The following is a 22558-nucleotide window of genomic DNA, read 5'->3' as shown; positions in this document are numbered from 1 at the left end:
GTGGCGGTGGCGGTGGTGGCGGTCACGGCGGAGGCGGTAGCGGCGGTAGCGGTGGTGGCAACGGCGGAAGCGGCGGTGGCGGCCACGGTGGCAACGGCGGTGGCGGTAGCAGTGGTGGAGGCCATGGTGGCAACAGTGGTCACAGTGGCAGCGACCATGGGAATGGGAACTCAGGCAATTCCGGTCCTGGAAGTTCGAACTCCGGTCGCGGTGGCACCCATGCTGAAGCAGGTGACGATCACGGCGTTCACGTCGGCGGCGAGCCGGGTGATGACCGCGGTGTCCATGTCGGCGGCGAGCCGGGTGATGACCGCGGTGTCCACGTCGGCGGTGAACCGGGTGATGACCGCGGTGTCCACGTCGGCGGCGAGCCGGGTGACGATCGCGGCGTCCATGTTGGCGGCGAACCCGGCGACGACAACAGCCAGATGTGAGGCGCGGCAGAAAAACATGCCTGCATTCATGGGATTATTTCCCACACGGCTATACTGGGGTTATCTGACCAGGAATGCACTGAATGCAATCGTCTACCTTGCCCACCTCGCTCCTCAAGGCCTTGCGGCATGTCATGCGGCCGCTGGTACGCCTGATGCTGCGCAAAGGTGTTACCTACCTGGTGTTTGCCGACCTGCTCAAGGAGGTTTTCGTCGAAGTGGCGGACCGTGAGTTCCGTCTGGGCGACAAGGCACCGACCGACAGCCGCATCAGCCTGCTCACTGGCGTGCATCGCAAGGATGTACGGCGTTTGCGCAACACCAGCGATCCGGCTTCCTCCACGCTTCCGGAAAATATCACCTTCGGTGCGCAACTGGTCAACGCCTGGACCAGCGCGCCCTTCTGCAATGACGCCGGCCAGCCACTGCCACTGCCTCGATTGGCCAGTGTCGGCGGCGACTGTTCCTTTGACGCGCTGGTGGCGAAGGTCAGCACGGATATCCGGGCGCGGGTAGTGCTGGACGAGTGGCTGCGCCTGGGCGTCGTCCGCCTGGACGAACAGGAGCGCGTGCACCTCGAAGCCCAGGCCTTCGTGCCGCAAAAGGGCTTCGATGAGAAAGCTGCTTACCTGGGGCATAATTTGCACGATCATGCCTGCGCCGCGGTCCATAATCTGAGCAGTGAAGGTCCGGCCTTTTTTGAACGCAGTGTCCACTATGACGCACTGGCCCCGATGAGCGTCGAGGCATTGCGCGAGGCCGTTGCCAGTGAAGGGATGCAGACCCTGTTGAGCTTCAACCGACTGGCTGCCGAACTGGAGTTCCAGGACCTGCCAAGTCTTGAACCTCGCCAGCGCATCACGGTCGGCCTGTACTTCTACACTGAACCTTCAGATCCCGATTCACCAACGGCCCCTAAGCCATGACAGTCAATTTGTGCCTGATTCGAGCAGCCGCCCTCGCTCTGGGCCTCGGGTTTGCGATTACGTTGCAAGCCGCCCCAGCCTGTGTCAGCCAGAATGATGCGGGCACAATTGGAGTGCCGGTCATCCAGGCTCCTGGTGGCACCGGCGGTACGGGCGCTGCGCCTGGCGGCATGGGCGGTACTGGCATCGGCACCGACAACGGCGGGGTGGGCGGTACCGGTGCACCGGTCACAAAACGCCCCGGCGGCATTGGCGGCACCGGTGCCGTTGCAGGCGGCGTGGGTGGCACGGGCATCAGCGACGACAACGGCGGGATCGGTGGCACCGGCATAGTCGGCACCATCACCGGGTTTGCCTCGATCTGCGTCAACGGCTTGGAAGTGCACTTCAACAACAATGTGCCTGTCAGCGAAAACGGCATTGCCGCCACCAGCACCCAGTTGGCAGTAGGCCAAGTGGTTGCCGTGGAAGCGTTCAAAACCCGACGCGGTCTGGAGGCCGGGCGCATTTCTATCCTGCACGTCTATGAGGGCCCCTTGACAGCCCTGCCACGCGTTTCCATGCCCATGCGTGTCATGGGGCAACCGGTACGCCTGGCCAGCGGTGCTCAAGTCGCTGCCGGTCTGCGCCTGGGGGATCCCGTACGGGTCAGCGGGCTGCGCGATGCCCGTGGCGAAGTGGTGGCCAGCCGCATCGACCGGGCGCCCGGGCTCAAGGAGGCCAGTGCCATCGGGCCGGTGGATCGTAGCGGTTATCTCCAGGGGCTCAAACTCAGTAATCACTCTGGCCCGGCACAGGAAATGCTCGTGCGCGGCCAGTGGTCCGGCCGCGAGCTGGACGTGACCCAAAGCCGCCCCGACCCGAGCCTGCCCTTCATTGGCCGGGTACGCAATGCAGTGATCGAGGGCCTGGTACAGGGTCGGCAGGACCGCCATTTGGTGGTGGGTGGCTTTAATGTGACGCTGGCGCGCGACACCGTATTTGTGGGTGTGCAGCCTTCGGAGCTGGCGCTGGATCGACGCGTGCGGGTCATTGGCGTGTTCAGCGGCGCGCGGGAAGTGCAGGCGACGCGTATCGAATTGCCCCGCGAGCGTTCCGATTCTCCCGCCGGCAGCCAACACGGGAAACTCCGAACCAGCGAACAAAACGCGGACGACTCAAGTGGATCGGGCAACTCGGGCAGCTCCAACAGTTCGGACAACTCGGGCAGCTCCAACAGTTCGGACAACTCGGGCAGCTCCGACAATTCCGGTAGCTCTGGCAGCTCGGGCACTGACAGGAGCGGCCGCTCCGGCAGCGGAAACAGCGTCGGCGACGATGCTCGCCGCGGGGGCAGTGACAGTCATGGCGGCGGCGAAAGAACGGAAAGCGTGGACAAGTCCGGCAAGTCGGAGCGTGTCGAGCAACCCGACAAAATCGAGAGGGTAGAGAGGGTAGAGAAAGCCGAAAAGGTCGAACGTCCCGAAAAGGTTGAAAAGGTCGAACGCCCGGAGAAAGTCGAGAAAGTTGAACGGCCAGAAACAGTCGAGAAGGTAGAGAAAGTCGAAAAGGTCGAGCCGGTTGAAAAAATCGATCACTCTGGCAGGCCGGGTTAGAAGTGCAGTCGTGATGCACTATCGTCATAAGTGACTAGGCTGGGTAAGTCACACAACAAAACATGCGTGTGAACTTCGATGACGCAAGACACGAGGTGAACATGAGCCGCAAGCGCATCCTGCTCGTCGGTTTGCTTGCCGGCCTGGCCCTGCCAGCCCAGGCCGATACCTTCACGACCTCGATCGGCACCGACTACTCTCGGGGCGATTATGGCACCGGCACTACTTCCGAAACCTGGTACGTCCCGCTGGTGGGCAAATACCAGACCGGCCCCATGACCTACAAGCTCACCGTGCCCTGGCTGCGGATCACCAACCCTTCGGTCGGCCCTGACGGCGAGCCGCTGCCCGGCGGCTGCGGCAAAGTTGAAAGTGGTTTGGGCGACACTATCGCCGGTGCCGACTATGCCGTGCTTGAGGACAGTGTTGGCGGGCTGTTCGTGGACCTGATCGGCAAGGTCAAGTTGCCTACAGCCGACGAAGACAAGTGCCTGGGCACCGGAAAAACCGACTATTCCGCCCAGGTCGATGTCACCAAATCCTTTGGTCTTGTGACCGGATTTGCCACCCTGGGCTGGAAAAAATTCGGCGACCCGTCGGGCTCCGACTTCGACGACCCGATATTCACCAGTCTGGGCTTCGCCATACCCGTGTTTGCGCGCACATCGGCGGGCGCGTCCTACGACTGGCGGCAGAAGGTTGTTTCCACGGGCGACCCGATCAAGGAGCTCACCCTTTTCCTGACGCACAAGCTCAATCAGCACTGGAAGTTTCAGTTGTATGCCGTCAAGGGCTTTTCCGATGCCAGCCCGGATGGCGAGGCTGGACTGTTGTTCAGTCACACCTTCTGACAGCCACCCTGCATTCCTGCACCGATCGAGGCCGGGGCCTGTTGCACACCCCGGTTCGGTGACGCTGGCCAGTAAGTTTTCATGCCTGTGAGCCAGTGAGGATCTTGGGCATGGCTCTGCGCGTGCCTTAGTCCCGATGTTCGGTCGTTGACACTTGGGTTGACAGCACTAATCTAAAGATGTGGGAATATTTCCCACGCAAGATTGCTAGCTGGCTCTGAGGGATCGTGCGGATACCGCAGTTGCTCGTTATTGCTGCAGATTTATGTTCGTGCCGGTTGGCTGGCCGCTCCAATGGGCGGCCGGGAACTCACTGGACATTGCGTTCGATACGGAGATGACTACGCAACTCCAAGCGGAGGTGCATCATGCTGCTCAAGAAATGTTTGTTAGCGGTGGCGATTGGCGGAGTCCTGTCGGCATCGACTGTCCTGGTGCCCGATTACATCGGTAGTTTCTCCAGCGTGTATGCCAAAGATGGCGGCAGCGGTGGTGGCGGTGGTGGTCACGGTGGCTCCGGAGGCGGTGGTCACGGTGGCGACGGCGGAGGCGGCCACGGCGGAGGGGGAAGCGGAGGTGGTGGTGGTCACGGCGGCGGTGGCGGTGGCGGTGGCTCCGGAGGTTCCGGAGGCGGTGGTCACGGTGGTGACGGCGGTGGCGGCCATGGTGGTGATGGCGGTGGAGGCCATGGTGGTGCTGCTGGCCATGGCGGTGACGGTCATGGCGGTCCGGGGCGCGGCGACGCTGACCATGGTGGTATGGCCGGGAACAGAGGCCCGGGCAATGCGCATGACAACGACAACGCCAACGACAACGACAATGACAACGCCGCTGATGCAGCCAGGGACGCTGCCAGAAACGACGCTGATGCAGCCAGGGACGCTGCCAGAGCTGAAGCGAACGCAGCCCGGGATGCTGCCAGAGCTGCTGCAGATGCAGCCCGGGACGCCGCCAGAGCTGATGCGGACGCAGCTCGGGACGCAGCAAGAGCTGCTGGCGTAGTGGGCGCCGATGCAGCCCGGGACGCTGCCCGGGCCGCGGCAGATGCAGCCAGGGACGCTGCCCGGGCTGCTGCAGATGCGGCCCGGAACGCTGCCAAGGCAGACGCCGATGCAGCCAGAGAGGCTGCCAAGGCACAGGCGAGGGCAGCCAGAGAGCCCAGAGAAGCCAGAGAGGCTAACGAGGAGGCTAACGAGGCAGCCAGAGAAGCTAACGAGGCGGCCAGAGAGGCTAACGAGGCGGCTAGAGAGGCGGCCAGAGAAGCTAACGAGGCGGCCAGAGAGGCTAACGAGGAGGCTAGAGAGGCGGCCAGGGAGGCTAGAGAAGACGCCCTTGATGCCCCAGACGCACCGGATGTCGACGTGGTTGAGGTACAGAACTAGGCCTGCACTTGGTGCAATGAGCGCGGCAGGCATACCCGTAGAAAACGTCCCGGGTGGGCTGAGGGACGTATCGGCAATGAGTCGCAAGCCCTGTAGAGTCACGGGGTTTGCGACTTGTTTTTGAACTGTTTGAAGTTCGTTTGGCGGTTAAGAAATGCCCGGTAAATCGCCGGGCATTTTCATTCCTGAAACCTTGGTCGTGGGGGGCTGTTCGCAGATACGTGTGGTTATCGGTCCAGTAGAGGTGCCAGCAGTGCACACATGCCTCGCCAGTGCGAACCCTCCCAGTAAACTCGTTGGCAGGCGTCGCAGCGCAGGAAGTGTGAATAGAGGGCACCAATGCGCGGTGGCACCTGCGTCCGGGCCAGTTCCAGGCTGATCTCGTGCAACGGCAGGTTGCAATGAAGGCACAGACTGAATGGCCGCGCGCTACGCGCCAGGTCGAGGCGCTCGTACAGTTCGCGCAGTTGCAGTGACGGTTTCAGGGCGTGCACGTAACAGCCGTGGCTGATGATCCGTCGCTTGAGCAGTTCGCGGTCGCGGGTTAGCACGATGCGTCCTTGCTGCGCAGCGATCTCGGCGATTTCGCCATCCTCGAAGCCATTGTCGTAGAGGGTGTCAAAGCCGCTCATGCGCAGCAGGCTGGCCAGCCCGCCAAGGTGCGCATCAGCGACGAAGCGCAGCACCCGTAAAGGTTGCGCACGAACCTTTAGCAGCGGGCTGATGTCCAGCGCTTCGAACTTGGGATACACCGCCAGCCGGTCACTGTCGAAGATCGCCCGCTCGAGGCCCACCGACTCGCCGTTGAGCAGTACCAGTTCGACCTCCGTGTGCGGTACTCCGAGCGCCTCGATCATGTGCTTGACCGTCGCCCCTTGCGCGCATTCGCAAGTAAAGGACTGCCGCCGCCGTTCGGCCGGCAGGAAATCGTTGAGCTCCTCGTAGAAGCGGAAGGTTGCACTGGTCATGTTGAACAGTATGGCAGGGCTGCAGGATAAGCGAGCCCGGTCCGGACATCTTCTCCGGCAGGCCCCGAACTACGAAACATCCGCTGAAAGACTGAGCTGATCTTTCAGCGGGTGTTTTCAGCTTATTTTTTCTTGATCAGTTTGCTCATGTAGTACTTTAGGCTTAAACGATCTTTGGGCCTTGGTTTATAGTGGGTTTTGTTTCTTTGTGTGGGGTCGAGCGCCATGGTTCCTGCGGTGTAGTAATAAAGCGCTATAGACTTGCGGGTGATGTGCTCTGGAGTCGTTAAAGGCTCTGGGTGCCCATGATTGCTGTCTTTGTCGGTGTTGAAAATGACACAGCGATTGTAAATTGGCAGGATTTTTTTAAGGCAGGTCTTCATGTCGACATCCCAGAGTTCCAGGTTGCCGCCGTATTCCTCTCGCCAGTCTTCACTCAGGTAAATAATGACATTCAGTCTGCGCTCGACATTAAGCTTTTTGTTTAGCCTGAAATCCGAATGCACACCCAGGAAACCACCGCTTTTCGTTTCATGCAGGCCACCACCGGTAAAGTAGGGGTCGGGTATCAAGCCTTCGATACCTGTGAGCTTTTCGAGAAACTGCAGCATGGGAGCCGAATTGAAGGCGTTGAAGATAGTCTTCAGATAGGGGGAGCATTCGTTGGGACTGATTTGACGTTTTAGTTGGCCTTTATAACCGCGCTCGTAGAGCATTTCGTTGTTGGTAGGCTCGATCGGGAAGTGCGAGCAGATGCTTGCAATCAGGTCTTCGTGCAAGAAATTGTCGATGACTATGTGCGGAAATGGCGTAGCCTGAACATAGCGACTGGTCAATGAGCCACCGAAGGCGCTAGCGGTGTGTTGGTCGAAATCAAGCTCCGGGGATAGGGTCATAGGTAGTGCTTGAGTGATGGGTGCCATTACCGCTCCAATAACTTGATATAAAGACTTGTGGGTGACATCAAATAGAACTGAACGCACTGCTTGTTGCGTCAATTCGTAGCTTATTTTCTTCTGTCGTCCTTGTTCAGGCGCTTAAGGATATTGTTGTACATTTTTGTTCGTCTATGAGTCTTTCCATAGCCGCCAGCCGCTGCAACAGTGCCGGCCTGAATGTGATCCAGATAGCTGAAGATTTTACGCGGCGATAACATTTCAACGACATAGCCAAGCTCGGTCATGCGGTCTTGGAGGGTATAGCCTGGCACGCGGTCATCCATCGAAAAGTGCATATTGTGCTGTTTGACAAGTTTGCAGTTCCACAATGTGCAGAAACTTTTCAAATAGACCTCTCTGTACGGTTTTGGTTCTCTTGAACGCAATCCCATGGAGATTTTCAGGCGTCTGAAGTGGTGTTTGAATAGTCGTGAGCTAAAACGCCAAAGCGTTCTCGTGGTGCCACGGTTTATTTGCTCAACACAACCGACGGCCACGACTTTTTGGTTTTTTATGCATTTATTAAGCATCATCGGAAAAACATTTTTATCGAAAACAAATGTGTCGGTGTGCATCAGGAATAAATAATCAGTTCCAACTCGCTCCAAAACCAGGTCAAGTGCCTTGCCATGTGCGATATGGCCCGCTTCTGGTTCGGAAACAGAACGCTCGATTAAATTGATCCAGTCAAGAGTTCGTAAATACTCAGTGCTTTCATCGGCTGAATAATTGTCAACTACCCATATTGGTACGCCGTTGTTGCCAAAGTGCTGGTGCAATAAGTCCAGGCATATCTTGGTGATTTCTGGTGTTTTGTAATTTACTATAACTATGCTGAAGGTTTTAGAACTTTCGGCCAGAAAATCAGGGTTGTCCATTGTTCAGGTGCTCAATGTTATTGTGTTTGATTGTAGGAACGGTTTAATTTGTATGCAGTTTTTGCTTATTTTTTCACAAATTCTTGCATGGCTGTAGAGCACAATTTGTTAAGTCACTTTGTCATGCATGATAACAATGGCCTGCTCAGGCCTGATGGAGAGCAGTAGATGCGGACTTCATCGTATAAGGATCTGCTCTATAGGTAAACATCCGAGCCTTGATTCGTTATGTCCGAAGGCATCAGGCGAGCGACTTGGGGGGCGGCGACATTGGCTGATCCATGCTGCTCGACCCGCTTCGAAAGCTCCATGATGGCGGCTGCGAGGGCGAGAGAGAGACTAGCGGCGTGAACCTTAACTGGTGTCCAGGATTACTTGACCAGTTCACTCGGGATAAGGGGGTGGAACGACAACGGTTGGAAAAAAGGCCGAGCGTTTAGCTCAGGCCACAGCAAGAGCCAAGGCAACCCCTTTCAAAGACGTTGCTCTCGATTATATCGCTGGCCACAGGGCGGGCTGGAAAAATGCCAAGCATGCTCAGCAGTGGGAAAACACTTTGGCTACTTCATGCTCTTTGCAGATGGCGATGATCTTGTGGGCCAGAGGGCTGACTTGTTCGTCGAACACGTTTTCTTTGATCATGAGGATTCCTTGCTCGCCGTTCATCGGCAGGCTGGTAGGTGGATTGTGAAATCAGATGAGGGGCGTCAGACGAGCTGAACGCGTGAGCTAGGGTTTATAGGTTCACCTCGCCAGTTACGCTACAAACACTCTCCCCTGAGATGACTGGCGGGGTGAACCCTTACCTGAAGCTCCGTTGAAATCAGGATTGCCTTGTTCGCTATTCAAGGCAGTTTTGGAGATGAGGGCTGGTTAGATAAAAGCGCTATCACAACGGCTGCGGGGAGGCGAAAGTAGTCTCATCAGCATAAGTTGCTGGATCAACAAAGGGCGTATAACTGGGGACCGACCCAAATTCAGCGAGAACGGAAATGCATCCGATAAAACAACGACAGCGTGTGTTCTGGGATTGGGCAGATTGCCAGTTGCACAGTCGCTCTCAGGGCGTGGTTTGCGGCAACGGGATTCAGGTTGATGTCCAGGTTCGGACCTCCCGTGAAGGAACAGTGCAGCTGTTCATTGGGGGGTACGAGCCCAATGGTTTGATGGTTTTCGAGGAGTATTACAAGGAACGCTCGGGCGAAACGATGACCGTTGCGTTGAATTGGGGATGTGCCCGTGCCGAGCGTTTGGCAGTTGAAAGGCCGAATTCGAATTTCCAATCCGTTCCTTTGGCGCAATAGTGGGTTTTAGCTGACGCCGGAAGAATCCTCTACGAACAATCATCGCCATGGCCCCTTGTAGATCAGCCAGAGCATATAGAGCGGCGCTGCGATTGGGATGATCATGGGGTCACCCTCTGTGTGATGCGCCGTGCCCAAGCCACATACGGGCCATCTTCGGTGTCGGAAGAATCCTGTCAGGAACCACTCAAGCCCCGGCGACTCAGGTTCCCAGCCATTGCAATGTGCTTCACCGTTCTTGTCGGGGGACTGTTGAGTTCATCAAGCATGTGCCAGCCTTTGCGCTCCAGCTTCTGTTCATCGGCCCAGGCAATGTACGGCGCTGGATCTTCGTCTCCGCCAAAGTCCGGGATGCCCGGGTGCCACCACCGGTCATCTTCGTCACGCTTCACTTCAGTTGGCCCAAAGGTTTTTGGACCGTGCGTAATGCACGGCGTCACGTAGAGCACGTCGGAGTACTTTCACCTTCGCTCGCAAATCCGCGAAATAGATATCTCTTGTGCGACTTACCTGCGTTACTGCTGGAAGCACTCGGAGGTGAGCATGCGCAATCGAGGTCAGAATTACTGGAACTGGGCAGACCCAACACTCCATACCCGGTCTCACGACGAAGAGTTGGGCGATGGAACGACCATTGATGTTCAGGTCAGGCTCTCTCCTGCAGGTATGACCCAGCTGTTTATCGGGGTATACGCCACTGCTGGCATGGCGCTTCATGAAGAAGCCATAGACTGCCGGCGCAATGAGTCGATGACCCGCGTCCTGGCTTGGGGGTCGGAAAGGCTCGCCGTGTGGCTGAGCAGGGCATTCCAGTGGCTCAGCAATTGCCCCGGAAGACGTGACGTCGTCCTTCTATAGCGGCTGATTTTGAAGGGGGAGGGAGTTATATAGCGCGAGAGGGTGTTCAGCTTTTCCTGGAGTTCCCGGTTCGGGCGCAGCGTGTAAACGTCCAGTTCAGTGTTGGATTGGTTTTCTGTGGGTATGTGGATGTCCTTCGCCGGTGATCGGCTACAGTTGATGGGTCACTGATATGGAGATCGAATATGAAGTGCTTAATTTGTCAGGCTGCCGCAAGGATTGTTCACGCGCCTGGAGACTGGTCAGAGGTCAAATGCTCGGCTGGTTGTGGACACTACAGGGTCTCAGCGAACCTTGTAGCGAAGATGAAGTTCAAGAACGAGTTTTTTGACGTTGAACGAACATGGCAATGGCTCGCGATGGCTCGGCGGGAGGGACCAACGCCGTTGATTTCGACCTACGATTACAATGTTTCTTTATTGCACCGCGCTACTAATGAGCGATCCACCAGCTTGCGGAGCCGCTCTGGTAAGCCGATAACTTCGGAATAAATGGACTTCTAACTTCGGCTCGCTGATGCACTTGGTCATGCCCGGCCGAAGGAGGTGCTATGAGGCATCACTGCCTGCCTCGTATGTCGGGAGAGCGCCGAGAAAGCTTTCCCAGTGTCCAATTTTGATGAGTTTAAATGTCCGAACTGTGGCTACTACTTAGTCAATCGGCAGTTGATTGAGGAGATGACGGTAGCAAGACAGATCTTTCACGCCGCGTGCACCCAACAATTTTTGTTGACCCATTCTTGGTCGGGCCAGTTGCCTGCGATTACGCGTATCGAGACTACAAAGCATCGATTGATTGTGGAGAGCACGCGAAAAGGGTTAGAGGCGGTCATGCTGCCACCTGATGCTGTTCCTGGCGCAGCGATTGCTGCGCCGCTTCGACGACCCGCCGCAGGTATGTGAACTCGTGGTTTTCCTCCAGTGCCCGGTCACCGACCGGGAAGTGCCACTCTTCGCCAAACAGCTCAGTCAGCAGCTCGCTGTGGTGCCCGCACTCGTTGGTGGATTCGATGCACTGCAACTCGTCTACCCATTGAACAGGCGACGCGAGTCTTCCGCAATCAGGCTACCTTCCTCCACCGATGAGTTGCGACGGCGTCGGCGTTCAAGGATGCACATGCGAGCCAGCTCATCACCGGTGAAGCGCTTATTACTGATTCCGCGATCCAGACAGTTCAGAACGTAGTGCCAGTCGCATTTGGCGACGAATTGAGCGACGGTTCGTGGTCCCTTCCCCCCCAGTACGCGTTCCAACTACTGTCCCGGCAGTTGATCGTGATCTTGCCCTGGGCGGTCTGGTAGTTCGGATCGGACTCGGTCGGGCCGTCGCGCCGGCCGAAGCCCTCGAGGAACACGGTGATCGGGTCGAGTCACGGGGAACCGGTGATCACCAGCCTCGTGACTGTCGAGCGCTCAACCTGCAGCGGCTCAGCAAATTTGTTTTCTTTGGGCATGGGAGTGTGTCTCGATGGTCATAGAAAAAGTTGGCTAAGCTCATGTCGGTCAAACTCTCAAGGGTTACAGCCATGACGAGAAAACTGATCTGCCAGAAATGCAATCAAGATACGTCCGTAGAGCTTTGCTTTGACGAGGACATCGACGGCCAGGTCTTCAATTGCGAGCACTGTGGCGGGAGGCATGTTGAAGTTGAGACCAGCAAGCTACCGGGATCTCCTGTCTTGAGCAGGTTCCGATTAGATGACGATGAGTGATCGTGTCGTCAACCAGTCATGAGGTTTTCTGCGGGCATGAGGCGTCCGATGCCGGGTCATTCCCGGGCGGTATGGTTTTAAACAGGAGAGTAAAAATGGGTTTCCGAGATCGGTCAGACTTACGAACCGTTGGTCTATCCATCCGAACGGAAGTCCGCGTTGGCATTTCTATCTTAATAGGTAGACGTGACCGATACCCAAGAGGACTCGACCATGCCACGCGGTGATAAAGACAAATATACAGATAAGCAGAAACGTAAGGCCGAACACATCGAGGATAGCTATGAGGCCAAGGGTGTTTCCAGGGATGAGGCTGTGAGCCGGGCATGGGCTACGGTTAACAAGCAATCAGGTGGTGGTGAGCGTAAGGGAGGCTCGGGGCAGAAAACCAGCGATGCGGCAAAGACGAAGGCTCGAAAATCGTCGGCCCGTCGAGCGGCAGCTACCCGACAAGGTGTGCCAAGGCCTGGACAGCAATTAGAGGACATGAGCAAGACGGAATTAATGAGCCGAGCGCGAAAACAGCAAATCGCTGGGCGCTCAACCATGCGTAAGGCCGAGCTGGTCGAGGCTTTGCGCCGGGCCAGTTGAGTCAGAGTCCTGAGCCTGTCGCGTTTTAATGCGTGGACGGATGATCTACTCAGGCGCAACTAGGAATGGTGACTGCGATGAGTACGAAAACCGATGAAATGGCGATCATAATGATTGGCGACGAGGTCCTACGGTTGCTCAACCTTCCCGATGATCAGCTTCATGAGCAAGCCTTCGAAGGTCTCCGGCTTATTGCTGATCTGGCGCGCTGGCGTGATCTGGCCTATGGAATGGAACTGCTCAAGCCTTCTTCTTGCTCAGTGCAATAGGTGAGGGTGGGGCAGTCGTGCAAGTGCTCGCGCTTCCCGGTTTCTTGACATTGCAGTAATGGTCTTCGTATCTGTCTTCGGAAATGTCCCATTCCATCGGGAACCATCCTTCGCAAGACCGACACTGGAAGACGTATTGGCCTGGCCGGATCTCGTCGACGCCTTCAGGAAGCTCGGGCAGCTGGCTCAGTGGCGTGACTGGTTGCGTCACCCACTCTTCGAAAGACTTCATCAATCACCTCCCCAGTATTGAATAGGGATGAACGTGTAATTCATTTCGTTGTGTTCGCGAACGCGCCAGAACTCCATATCCAAGCGTTTCAACAGGGCTTCGAATGAATAAACGCGGGTGACCAGGATCTTCATGTCTTTACCTCGTAAGCGACCGTCCACTCTCCGCACAAGCACGCCCGGCTGCTCCAAACGTGTACGTTCGGAATGCCAGCGTCGTGAGCGAGAGACAGAGCGCCAAGCCATTGCGGGTGAGTGAACGCTAAAATCATGCGGTCTCTTGGCAGCTCTTTCAGTTGCTCTTCAATCAGCGTTTTTACCGGTGCAGTCGTCATGCGAACTCCTTGAAGTTCTTCGGCAGCGTGAAAGAGCCAATAGGCCCGAGCGAACCCCCGGCCGCTATCACTTACTGGAGGCGGGTGGCGATGTTCGAGTTTCAACCGGGCAAGTTGTGTTCCATTCATGATCGCCTCCAGAGCGGCGAAATGGATGAGGCGAGGGCCGCCTGCATCCTTTTAAACATATTGACCGCAGGCTATTCGCTGCGATCCATCGGCTAATCGGACGTTCACCCATTGGTCGTGTTCGCCTCCAGAGTTGCTGGGTGTTGATCCAACAAAACTCGGCTGCACTCGTCCATTGCGCTGGTTGCGGTTGAGCGTGGTGGGGAGTGCATGCGGGTGGTGTCGGGCAATGAGATATATGAGTTGTTTGAACCATCTCAATTTGGACGCGATCAAACGAATACAGCGTCAGGCGTTGCCTGTTCGGAGATGATCAAATGAAAAGCACAACTGCATTAGTTCTGGTGGTATTAGCAACCCTATTACTCGGTGGTTGCTGGCCGTATTATAATCATGATGGCCACCGTGGTGATCACGGTCGCTACTATGGTGGTGACCGAGGAGGTCAGGAATACCACCGGTACTAGTAAGTAGGAAAGTCAGAATGGATGCGAACACATAGCGAGGCTTGGGTGGGTTAACCGTCTTCGTCCCGACCACCCAGGACCTCAACCATCACCGGTATAGGGCGGTTATCGTCAGGCTGACGTGGCGCTGGTTGTTACTCGCAAGGGCAAGTTCAAGCGCGATCAAGATTTCGCTCACAAGCCCGTTGATGTTCTCTTCATCAACCACGAAAGTTTCATCATCGCCTTGGTTGTAGTTGGCAAACACGTCATGCACGGCAGACCACTGGTGTTGGCTCAACGCCACGCTGTATGCCTCCAGATCAAAAACTACTTTCTTGCCATCTTCTAATCCTCGGTTGTCATCCCAACCAGCCCTCGCGAGAAGGCTGCTCAGTGATGCTGTTCGTCCTTTTGCCGTCGGAAGGAGCAGGGCTCATTGCTTGCCGGGTCATTCACACGGTTTTGGCGTTTCACCATCGAGCACTTCACCGTGTCGAACCTGGCCCAGCAGATTGCGTTGGATGCATGCACCGACTACGTCGACAACTTTTCGAAGCATCGCCGGGTAGGTCGCTGCATGTTGCTGTTGGGGACGGTCGGCACGGGCAAGACCCACCTGGCCATTGCCTCGGCCAACCACCTGATCAACGAATGCATGGTCAAGGCGATTTACCGCACGGTGGGCACGCTCATCGGCGAGATCCGGGCGACGTTCAATGATCGCTCGGGCGAGTCCGAGGCGCACATCTTGCGTGAGGTGATCGGCGCGGACCTGCTGGTGCTCGATGAAGTCGGTGCAACCAAGCAGAGCGAGTTCGAGCTGGCCACCCGGTTCAGCATCAACGGTTGTTATGTGCAATGCCGTCCGACGATCATCGTTAGCAACCATCGCCCCCGATGAACCTCTCGGAGCAATTCGTTATCTACCGGTATATGTGCGGGAGAATTGAGATGTACGACGATGCGAAGGTTATGGCGTTTTCCGCCTTTCATGACTTATTGGTAACCCCCGAAGTCAGGATGAATGCACAGGAACAATACGAAGAACTGATTCGGCTGGCTGATGGTTTTGAGGCGAAAGGTATCATCAACCTGGACGAACGCAGATCACTAATCGAAGTGGCAACGGTCGTGTATACGCGTGTTGTGGAGGGAGCGGGAGAGGGGACGTAAGTTCGGTAGCCGGCTCGAAAGGACTGCTTCGATTTCTTGCTTGGTCATCCTGTCCATACGGTACCGCTATCAGTTGAAGCGGGCCTGGAGACTAGCTCCCATGAGCCCCTTGTAAATGGCGCCTGGATCAAGCCGGGCGGATGGCTATACCGAGGAAACAACCTACTCGAGAGCCGCCTTTGACGGCCGGCTGCTGTTGGCTGGAGGAAACCTCTGGCTCGTTTCAAAGTTCAGGGAACTGCTCATTGACGAACGAGAGGTGATCCAGCGCTTCACGAAACTGGAGTTCTGCCTTCCCTCGAAGATGCAAATATTGAAGGAACATTTCGCTATCGAAGTCCGGTCGATCCAGTAAGTCGACTGCTGAGCGATTGAGGGCATTCGCCTCTTCGAAAAGTTTTGTATTTTGCTCTATCGCCAAGCACCGACAGGCTGTGAGATGGGCAGTAGTGCGCTGGGAGTACATGGTCACCTCCTGTTTCAATGGTTCCGGTCGATCAACCACGCCAGACCTTCAAGGCAAGGCAACACAGACCGTAAGATTTTCCGTCTAGCGATAGAGCTATGACCCCGCGCGTATTGATGAATATCAAAAGGTTTATATTCATAAAATCGATTGTTCTTCAGTTGTGACGGTGCGCAAATATTCGTTTTTAGAGGTTCTGGCAAATACTACTCTGGCGCACGACTGATGATGGTGCGGCGCGGAGGGGATGTTGATGGGATGAACATTCTCGCAGCGTTTGAGTGGCTGCTACCCACAGCAGTCATTCATATACGCCTTAAAGCTGTGGATCCTGACTGAGCCCAGTGCCGGTGGGCTTGCTTCTGCGTTTTACCGCATGTGCCACAACATGACGCCTGCAACAGCTATGACCCATGCAATGGTCAATGCCACATGGAGTGCAGAGATAGCTTTATCGTTCATGGCAGGACACCTGCTAGTCAAAATGCCTGATGTAAAGCTGGGGGAGTGAGTCGAAGGACGGCAGCCACGGTAGCAACCAGTTGGTCCGGCGACCATGGTTTGCCCAGGTAAACGGATTGACGAGGAATCGTTAATGATTTCAGGAGGTCGCAAGAAGTGAGGATAGAGCGCATCGACGGCCACTTCCCCCTCACAATTTTTATCAAATCTATGCCCTGAATTTCTCCTGGCAGGCGGTGATTCACAATCACCAAAAGGCAGTGGGCGTGGCTTTGGAGGAGGTAGGTGAGAGCGTCCTCAGCTGTCGGATAAGCTACAGGCTCTGCACCCATGTCGGCGAGGATGTAACCCATCAACGTGCGGAGAATCGGATCATCATCGACGATGAGCACAGTACCGAGGATGGGTAGAAGCCCCTCCCAATTGACGTTCATCTTTCGGGTCCCAGAATGGTAGGCCGCAGATGCGACGAACGCTGAGAATTTAAGCTTAGTCCGAGTTTCGGCTTGGTGTTTGGTATCCGTGCTAATGATGGCTTCTGGCCGATAGCTGCCTGTTGCGTCGACCGGTTGAATCCACAACTCAGAGCGGACACTCACCGTAGGCTTTCCAGCGCGGATACTTGAGCCGCCGATACCGATTACTGGCAAATGGGCAGAATCACACGGAAGATCGTGCCCTGCTCAAGCGTCGACTCGACCTCTATCTTTCCACCATGGCCCTCTACAATCTGAGCCGCTATGAATAGTCCCAGCCCGAGACCAGCCGACGCTCCTTGTTCTCCCTCTGAGTACTTGGAGTAACGTCCTTGCGGATTGAACAGTGAGGGCATTGCGCTGGCAGGAATAGGCTCTCCAGAATTTTGCACGCAAAAGCAGGAGGTGGTGTCATCCCCCTTCAAGGTGACATGAATCGGCTTCTGTAGGTTGCCGTGTTGCACGGCGTTTCCTATGAGATTGGAGAATACTTGTGCCATGCGTGAAGGGTCGTACTGGCCGGTTACCGCTTCCGCGTCGGAAAGTATTATTTGCGCTTTGGGATGGGCGATAGTGAGTTCATCCACGACTGACTTGCACACGGAAGTCAGGTCAGTTTTTTCTGGTCGTACCGGGATTCCGGTGCCCAGGTTACAGCGTGCCAGGTCAAGCAGGTCATTCACCATCTGGTTGGCGCTTTGCACACTGGTAGAAATCTGCGCAATTATTCTTTTCCCTCGGGTGCCCAGTTCTTCAGTCTGCCTCAGCAAATCGGCGCCCAGCGTTACGGCGCTGAGCGGTGTGCGAAGGTCGTGACCTAAGACGCCCAAGACTGTTTTTCGAGTCGTCTCCACCGCTTGACCATACGCTGCAATCGATTCGACAAGCGCCTGATCGATGGCCTCGTTGAATCGGATCATGTCCGAAATTTGATGGTCTTCCCCTGCGTACTCTTCAGCCAGCCAAAGTCTCAGTACACTCGACCTGAGAGCCCGATATTCGGAGACCATCTGATCAAGCGTGAAACCCGCCATCAGGCGGGTAATTGCGTGACTTTGAGCGGCCGATTCATCTTCGGTGACTGGCCCGAGTCCATGGGACTTGTCGATCTGCTCTTGAGGGGTTTGAGAGGTACGCATGTCGAACGCAACGGTTCGTAAAATGTACTCGGCGTGGCTCCTCAAACCTGGCGGATCCATGGCTGGCATCGGGGTATCCACAGACCGGGCAAATTCCTCCCACGCCTGCAGAATCGGCTCAAGATTTTTGAGGATGAAATCTGAAAGGCGCATGAAGATCCTATCCAGTCCCCTGTTTATGATGAAGGCCGCAGTCATACAAATTTGTTCATCAAAATCAGACTAGCGGAATGCCGAGAATCGGCAATAGATCCGGCGTCGAACCCCGCTCGTCAGATGTCCGAAACAGTTTCTATCTGCGATAACACTAACGGTAAAGAGATGGGGATTTTAGCCATGTCTCCCACAGTGCTCGTCGTAGAAGATAACGAAATATTGCGTTCACTGATGGCTGAGGCAATTTCGCTGCTGGGCGTCGGTGTGAGTGACTGCGCCTCAGCCGATGAAGCGATTCCCATCCTGGAAGGCCAGTCTTCGATAATTCTCGTGATTACCGACATCTGCATGCCGGGCAGTATGGGTGGGTTGGAGTTGGCACAAGTGATCTGGTCACGCTGGCCAGGCCTACCCGTCATCATCACGTCGGGTAATAGATCAGTACCCGATGGCCTACTGCCTGCTAACGCAAAGTTTTTCAGTAAGCCATGGAAAATAGATGTGTTTTATCAAGTCGTTAGGACGTATCTGCCTACCTAACGCGAGATTCCACACCTATGCAGCGCATGAATGGCGGGTGACCGCTTTGGGCTGTGGCTGCCTGGCGCGAAGGGCCGCAAACAACTGTGGATTCGATTGAAAAAACTCGCCTCGTAAAACGGGCAGATCAGATGAGGGGCGATTCTCAAATGGGTCAGGTTGAAGTCTTTGCTCAACGCAATGCTTGAGTCCTGATATTCGTCCTTTGAACTCTGGCTGAAAGCACTCATCTAACATAAACGTGGGAATTTTTCCCGCGCAACGATGATAACTGGCTCCGAAGGAACGTGCGGACACCGCAGTTGTTCGTTAATGCTGCAGATTCATGGCCGCGCCGGTTGGCTGGCCGCTCCAATGGGCGGCTGGGATCTCACTGGACATTGCGTTCGATACGGAGATGACGACGCAACTCCAAGCGGAGGTGCAACATGCAGCTTAAAAAATGTTTATTGGCTCTGGCAATTGGCGGAGTCCTGTCGGCATCGACTGTCCTGGTACCCGATTACATCAGCAGTTTCTCCAGCGTGTATGCCAAAGATGGCGGCGGAGGTGGCCAGGGTGGTAGTGGAGGCGGAGGCGGCCACGGTGGCGGCAGTGGAGGCGGCGGTGGTCACGGTGGTGGCGGCAGCGCAGGCTCTGGTGGCTCCGGAGGTGGTGGTCACGGTGGCTCTGGTGGCTCCGGCAGTGGAGGCTCTGGAGGCGGTGGTCACGGTGGTGACGGCGGAGGCGGTAACGGTGGTAGCGGCCATGGAGATGGCGGCGGTCATGGTGCTGCTGGCCATGGCGCTGACCATGGTGGTATGGCTGGAAACAGAGGCCCAGGCAATGCGCGTGACAACGACGATGACCATGGTGGAATGGCCGGGAACAGAGGCCCAGGCAATGCGCGTGACAACGACGATGACCATGGTGGAATGGCCGGAAACAGAGGCCCAGGCAAAGCGCATGACAACGACGATGACAACGACGCGGATAACGCCGCAGATGCAGCCAGGGAAGCCGCAGAAGACGCCAGGGACGCTGCCAGGGAAGCCGCGGAAGACAGAGGCGTTGCCAGAAATGACGCTGATGTAGCCAGAGACGCGGCCAAGGCTGATGCAGATGCAGCCCGGGATGAGGCAAGAGCTGCTGCAGATGCAGCCCGGGACGCCGCCAGAGCTGAGGCGGATGCAGCCCGGGATGCCGCAAGAGCTGCTGGCGTACCGCGCGCAGATGCAGATGCAGCCAGAGACGCTGCCCGGGCCGCTGCGGATGCAGCCAGGGACGCCGCCAAGGCCGACGCAGATGCAGCCCGAGATGCTGCCAGGGCTGCTGCAGATGCTGCTCGGGACGCTGCCAAGGCTCAGGCGAGGGCAGCCAGAGAGCCTAACGAGGCGGCCAGAGAGGCTAACGAGGAGGCTAACGAGGCAGCCAGAGAGCCTAACGAGGCGGCCAGAGAGGCTAACGAGGAGGCTAACGAGGCGGCCAGAAAGCCTAATGAGGCGGCCAGAGAGGCTAACGAGGAGGCTAACGAGGCGGCCAGACAGGCGGCCAGAGAGGCCAACGAGGACGCCCCTAATGCCCCAGACGCGCCGGATATCGACGTGGTTGAGGTACAGCACTAGGCCTGCACGTAGCGCAATAAACACGGCAGGCATACCTGAAAAATACGTCCCGGGGGCTGAGGGACATATCGGCAATGAGTCGCAAACCCTGTTGAGTCACGGGGTTTGCGACTTTTTTACCAAATCGTGTCGCGCGGTCCGAAACACCAACGGCCTGTCAAGGCAGTACCCGAAAGGAACTGACCTTGTGGATCTCTCGCATGCCACGCTAAATGAAGTGGCGAGGCAGCTAAATAGCCGACCTCGGAAAACACTAAACTACGAATCACCCGCTGAACGATTTAACCAATCCGTTGCGTCGACCGGTTGAATCCATTGCACACCTCCCGCACGAAGCGATAGTTCGTGGGTGAGCCGACCAGTCGGACTGGCCGGCAGATGCTGTCAACCGCGCAGCAAATGTACCGTCATGCCTGCCAGGGCGCAGGCCAGCAAAACCTGGATCACGCCACGCTTGAAGCGGAACAGGGCCACCGCCGCAGCGATGGCGATCAGCGCCGACGGCCAATCGAAGGCGCCACTGAAGCCGTTCGGCCAGAGCACGTGATAGCCGAAGAACAGGGCCAGGTTCAGGATCACACCCACGACGGCGGCGGTGATACCGGTCAGTGGCGCGGTGAATTTCAGTTCGTTGTGCGTCGACTCCACCAGCGGGCCGCCGGCGAGGATGAACAGGAAGGACGGCAGGAAGGTGAACCAGGTGACCAGGGTCGCAGCCATCGCCCCAGCGAGGAAGGGGTGGTCGGCGCCAAACATCGGCTGGACGTAGCCACCGACGAAACCCACGAACGCCACCACCATGATCAACGGCCCCGGCGTGGTTTCGCCCAGGGCCAGGCCATCAATCATCTGAGAGGGGGACAGCCAGCCGTAGTGGCCGACCGCTCCTTGATAGACGTAGGGCAGCACTGCATAGGCGCCGCCGAAGGTGAGCAAGGCTGCCTTGGTGAAGAACCAGCCCATCTGCGTCAGGGTTCCGTGCCAACCGAACGAGGCTGTCAGCAGCCCCATTGGCAGCAGCCAGAGGGCGGCCCCGATCACGGCCAGGCGCAGCAGATGCCCCCAGCGAAAGCGCGCATGCTCGGGAGTCGGGGTGTCGTCGTCGATCAGCGCCGGACCGTTGCTGGCCTTCGCTGCCCCATGTCCACCGCCAATGACAAACTTGCTCGGCAGTAGCCGTCCGCCGATATAGCCCACGATCGCAGCCACCAGCACGATGATCGGGAAGGGCACGTTGAGCGCGAAGATGGCAACGAAGGAGGCCGCGGCCATGGCCCATAGCCAGGCATTCTTCAGGGCCCGTGAGCCGATCCGGTGGGCCGCATGGATGACGATGGCCGTCACCGCAGGCTTGATGCCATAGAAGATGCCAGCCACTACCGGCACTTCGCCAAAGGCGACGTAGATCCACGACAGGCCGATCAGGATGAAGAGCGACGGCAGTACGAACAGGGCGCCGGCGATCACGCCACCCCAGGTGCGATGCATCAGCCAGCCTATGTAGGTGGCCAATTGCTGAGCTTCCGGCCCCGGTAGCAACATGCAATAGTTCAGGGCATGGAGGAACCGCCGCTCGCTGATCCACCGACGGCGTTCGACCAATTCCTGATGCATGATCGAAATCTGCCCCGCCGGGCCACCGAAACTGATGAAGCCCAGCTTCAGCCAGAACAGGAACGCCTCGAACAGGCCGATGGGAGCTCTAGCGGAGGTAACCTTCCCGGTGGCACGCACAGTGGGTTCAGTCATGGTTTTTCTCGTCGTTTGCGAAGGCGATCAGCAGGCCATTGAAGATGCTGCTGGCTGTCTGAAGAAGCTGGTCGTCATCCGTGATGCTTTCTCGCAGCCCGGCCAGGACGCGTTCGATACCCGATGCCTCGGTGGGCTGGCTGCCACCGACGTCCAGGTAGTGCACGACGGCGGCGATGCGATTCAGGGCAGGGCTTTCGATCTGGAAACTGGCCAGCAGGGTTTCGAAGGTGACGCGCTTTCCGACGTGGCTGAAGGTGGCCCCGTCGAAGTCGAACCCCAGTGCATCGGTCGGGCAGTCATGTGGGGAGTCCAGCCAGAGGATGCGCGCCGCCGGGTCGATGAAGCGGTGGATCAACCAGGCACTGGCAAGGCGGTCGACCCACGGACGTTTGCGTGTAGCCCAAAGGCGCCCCTGGAAATCCTCCGGGGCAAGCGTCGCGATGGGCTCTGCATGGCTGCCGGGTTCGTCCGCTGAGAGCGCGCTGCTGATGGCCGTTTCCAACGCCTGGAGCGCGGAGTCGGCCTGCTGTTTCTGCTCGTTCGGGAAAAAGTCGATGGCGCTCAGCTGGGCGAACGCCTTGCGCAGCTTGCGGACTTGTCGTGCGGTTTGCAGGGCGTTCTCGCCAGTCAGTTCGCCAAGGCAACTGGCGATATCGTCCCGAAGCTTGCCGTATTCCTCGCTCCGGTCAAATAGCGGAATGAATCGCTCGCCGGGCTCGCTGATCGAGAACAGGTAGGCCGTGCCATTGATGGCGAGCACCTCTCGTTCGATCGTTTCAAGGGCTTCCCGGCCAGCGACATGCTCGGGCAACAGATAGATGCCGTCGCGTAGCACTGCCGCCCCGCAAGACTTGAGCGCTCTCCAGGCGCGCATACGCTCGGTCGCGTTGGCGGTTGGGAGGCCGAGCACCAGAAGCAGCCATTGATCCATGTAGCTCACT

General features: G+C 57.1%; 26 protein-coding genes and 2 pseudogenes. 15 read left to right on the top strand and 13 right to left on the bottom strand.

Translation table 11 applies throughout. The features are described from left to right. From CAF65_RS28835 to CAF65_RS28825, 6 genes are all read left to right on the top strand, one after another. Positions 1-434, top strand: a 434-nt coding sequence (locus CAF65_RS28835; protein ID WP_085717737.1) for a hypothetical protein, incomplete at its 5' end; no start/stop codon positions are given. An 83-nt stretch (positions 435-517) separates the two neighbouring features. Continuing rightward, positions 518-1360: a DUF6502 family protein gene (locus CAF65_RS19500; protein ID WP_085717736.1), complete on the top strand. Its 843-nt coding sequence runs from the start codon at positions 518-520 to the stop codon at positions 1358-1360. Next, positions 1357-2955 (top strand): DUF5666 domain-containing protein, encoded by a 1599-nt coding sequence (locus tag CAF65_RS19495; RefSeq protein ID WP_085717735.1) that lies wholly within the window; start codon positions 1357-1359, stop codon positions 2953-2955. Before CAF65_RS19500 ends, CAF65_RS19495 begins: the two co-directional genes overlap by 4 nt. A 101-nt stretch (positions 2956-3056) precedes the next feature. Further along, the gene (locus tag CAF65_RS19490; RefSeq protein WP_085717734.1) at positions 3057-3806 is read left to right on the top strand and encodes a hypothetical protein; all 750 of its coding nucleotides are present in this window, start codon (positions 3057-3059) and stop codon (positions 3804-3806) included. Positions 3807-4283: 477 nt separating this feature from the next. Then, positions 4284-4808 (top strand): hypothetical protein, encoded by a 525-nt coding sequence (locus CAF65_RS28830; protein WP_256578677.1) that lies wholly within the window; start codon positions 4284-4286, stop codon positions 4806-4808. Continuing rightward, the gene (locus CAF65_RS28825; protein ID WP_085717732.1) at positions 4808-5188 is read left to right on the top strand and encodes a hypothetical protein; all 381 of its coding nucleotides are present in this window, start codon (positions 4808-4810) and stop codon (positions 5186-5188) included. The genes CAF65_RS28830 and CAF65_RS28825 overlap by 1 nt, the downstream gene beginning before the upstream one ends. A gap of 227 nt (positions 5189-5415) precedes the next feature. On the opposite strand, the gene CAF65_RS19475 is transcribed toward CAF65_RS28825, so the two are convergent. The 3 genes from CAF65_RS19475 to CAF65_RS19465 all read right to left on the bottom strand — a co-directional run bounded on the left by CAF65_RS19475 (position 5416) and on the right by CAF65_RS19465 (position 7972). Continuing rightward, the gene (locus tag CAF65_RS19475) at positions 5416-6156 is read right to left on the bottom strand and encodes a Mut7-C RNAse domain-containing protein (protein WP_085717731.1); all 741 of its coding nucleotides are present in this window, start codon (positions 6154-6156) and stop codon (positions 5416-5418) included. Between the two features lie 122 nt (positions 6157-6278). Continuing rightward, positions 6279-7079 carry a 2OG-Fe(II) oxygenase gene (locus CAF65_RS19470; RefSeq protein ID WP_085717730.1) on the bottom strand — a complete coding sequence of 267 codons (801 nt, stop codon included), beginning with the start codon at positions 7077-7079 and terminating at the stop codon, positions 6279-6281. An 83-nt stretch (positions 7080-7162) separates the two neighbouring features. Further along, positions 7163-7972, bottom strand: coding sequence for a glycosyltransferase family 2 protein (locus CAF65_RS19465; RefSeq protein ID WP_085717729.1), 810 nt, complete (start codon positions 7970-7972; stop codon positions 7163-7165). Between the two features lie 992 nt (positions 7973-8964). On the opposite strand from CAF65_RS19465, the gene CAF65_RS19460 reads away from it, so the two are divergent. Continuing rightward, positions 8965-9276 carry a hypothetical protein gene (locus CAF65_RS19460; RefSeq protein ID WP_085717728.1) on the top strand — a complete coding sequence of 104 codons (312 nt, stop codon included), beginning with the start codon at positions 8965-8967 and terminating at the stop codon, positions 9274-9276. A gap of 176 nt (positions 9277-9452) precedes the next feature. On the opposite strand, the gene CAF65_RS19455 is transcribed toward CAF65_RS19460, so the two are convergent. Continuing rightward, on the bottom strand, positions 9453-9668 hold the full coding sequence (locus CAF65_RS19455; RefSeq protein WP_256578673.1) for a hypothetical protein: 216 nt from the start codon (positions 9666-9668) through the stop codon (positions 9453-9455). A gap of 151 nt (positions 9669-9819) precedes the next feature. On the opposite strand from CAF65_RS19455, the pseudogene CAF65_RS28820 reads away from it, so the two are divergent. Beyond that, positions 9820-10118 (top strand): annotated as a pseudogene (locus CAF65_RS28820) (hypothetical protein). Between the two features lie 844 nt (positions 10119-10962). Here the strand turns inward: CAF65_RS28820 and CAF65_RS28815 are convergent. Then, a complete protein-coding gene (locus tag CAF65_RS28815; protein ID WP_256578672.1) occupies positions 10963-11154 on the bottom strand; it encodes a hypothetical protein in 192 nt (63 codons plus the stop codon). A 904-nt stretch (positions 11155-12058) separates the two neighbouring features. On the opposite strand from CAF65_RS28815, the gene CAF65_RS19425 reads away from it, so the two are divergent. Together CAF65_RS19425 and CAF65_RS19420 are read left to right on the top strand one after the other, a co-directional pair. Continuing rightward, the gene (locus CAF65_RS19425) at positions 12059-12436 is read left to right on the top strand and encodes a Rho termination factor N-terminal domain-containing protein (RefSeq protein WP_085717726.1); all 378 of its coding nucleotides are present in this window, start codon (positions 12059-12061) and stop codon (positions 12434-12436) included. 77 nt (positions 12437-12513) lie between these two features. Beyond that, positions 12514-12705, top strand: a complete 192-nt coding sequence (locus CAF65_RS19420) for a hypothetical protein (RefSeq protein ID WP_085717752.1) — start codon at positions 12514-12516, stop codon at positions 12703-12705. Between the two features lie 231 nt (positions 12706-12936). Here CAF65_RS19420 and CAF65_RS28810 read toward each other — a convergent pair whose 3' ends face one another. From CAF65_RS28810 to CAF65_RS19410, 3 genes are all read right to left on the bottom strand, one after another. After that, positions 12937-13071, bottom strand: a complete 135-nt coding sequence (locus CAF65_RS28810; protein ID WP_256578671.1) for a hypothetical protein — start codon at positions 13069-13071, stop codon at positions 12937-12939. After that, positions 13068-13271: a hypothetical protein gene (locus CAF65_RS19415; RefSeq protein ID WP_085717725.1), complete on the bottom strand. Its 204-nt coding sequence runs from the start codon at positions 13269-13271 to the stop codon at positions 13068-13070. Before CAF65_RS19415 ends, CAF65_RS28810 begins: the two co-directional genes overlap by 4 nt. A gap of 684 nt (positions 13272-13955) precedes the next feature. Continuing rightward, complete coding sequence (locus tag CAF65_RS19410) at positions 13956-14153, bottom strand: hypothetical protein (protein ID WP_085717724.1); 198 nt, start codon at positions 14151-14153, stop codon at positions 13956-13958. A gap of 132 nt (positions 14154-14285) precedes the next feature. On the opposite strand from CAF65_RS19410, the gene CAF65_RS19405 reads away from it, so the two are divergent. Then, positions 14286-14750 (top strand): ATP-binding protein, encoded by a 465-nt coding sequence (locus CAF65_RS19405; protein WP_256578670.1) that lies wholly within the window; start codon positions 14286-14288, stop codon positions 14748-14750. A gap of 50 nt (positions 14751-14800) precedes the next feature. Further along, entirely contained in the window at positions 14801-15022 is a 222-nt protein-coding gene (locus tag CAF65_RS19400) for a hypothetical protein (RefSeq protein ID WP_085717751.1), read from the top strand. Positions 15023-15245: 223 nt separating this feature from the next. Here the strand turns inward: CAF65_RS19400 and CAF65_RS28125 are convergent, their stop codons facing one another. The 3 genes from CAF65_RS28125 to CAF65_RS19385 form a co-directional block, all read right to left on the bottom strand. Then, positions 15246-15488 (bottom strand): hypothetical protein, encoded by a 243-nt coding sequence (locus CAF65_RS28125; protein WP_143492133.1) that lies wholly within the window; start codon positions 15486-15488, stop codon positions 15246-15248. Between the two features lie 479 nt (positions 15489-15967). Beyond that, a complete protein-coding gene (locus CAF65_RS19390; RefSeq protein WP_085717750.1) occupies positions 15968-16384 on the bottom strand; it encodes a response regulator in 417 nt (138 codons plus the stop codon). A gap of 206 nt (positions 16385-16590) precedes the next feature. After that, positions 16591-17718, bottom strand: coding sequence for a sensor histidine kinase KdpD (locus tag CAF65_RS19385; protein ID WP_085717749.1), 1128 nt, complete (start codon positions 17716-17718; stop codon positions 16591-16593). Positions 17719-17841: 123 nt separating this feature from the next. On the opposite strand from CAF65_RS19385, the gene CAF65_RS19380 reads away from it, so the two are divergent. From CAF65_RS19380 to CAF65_RS19370, 3 genes and pseudogenes are all read left to right on the top strand, one after another. After that, positions 17842-18261, top strand: coding sequence for a response regulator (locus CAF65_RS19380; RefSeq protein ID WP_256578669.1), 420 nt, complete (start codon positions 17842-17844; stop codon positions 18259-18261). A gap of 914 nt (positions 18262-19175) precedes the next feature. Continuing rightward, on the top strand, positions 19176-19865 hold the full coding sequence (locus tag CAF65_RS28565) for a hypothetical protein (protein ID WP_158090071.1): 690 nt from the start codon (positions 19176-19178) through the stop codon (positions 19863-19865). Positions 19866-20007: 142 nt separating this feature from the next. After that, positions 20008-20175 (top strand): annotated as a pseudogene (locus CAF65_RS19370) (IS30 family transposase); the annotation flags it as partial. Between the two features lie 74 nt (positions 20176-20249). Here the strand turns inward: CAF65_RS19370 and chrA are convergent. Both chrA and CAF65_RS19360 read right to left on the bottom strand, forming a co-directional pair. Then, a complete protein-coding gene (gene chrA / locus CAF65_RS19365) occupies positions 20250-21614 on the bottom strand; it encodes a chromate efflux transporter (protein ID WP_085717721.1) in 1365 nt (454 codons plus the stop codon). After that, on the bottom strand, positions 21607-22548 hold the full coding sequence (locus CAF65_RS19360) for a chromate resistance protein ChrB domain-containing protein (protein WP_085717720.1): 942 nt from the start codon (positions 22546-22548) through the stop codon (positions 21607-21609). Before CAF65_RS19360 ends, chrA begins: the two co-directional genes overlap by 8 nt. Between the last annotated feature and the right edge of the window lie 10 nt (positions 22549-22558).

It is taken from the genome of Pseudomonas sp. B28(2017), assembly GCF_002113025.1.
GTDB lineage: Bacteria > Pseudomonadota > Gammaproteobacteria > Pseudomonadales > Pseudomonadaceae > Aquipseudomonas.
Note: the sequence above shows the minus strand (reverse complement) of the source record. Positions and strands in the feature narration are given on the sequence as shown.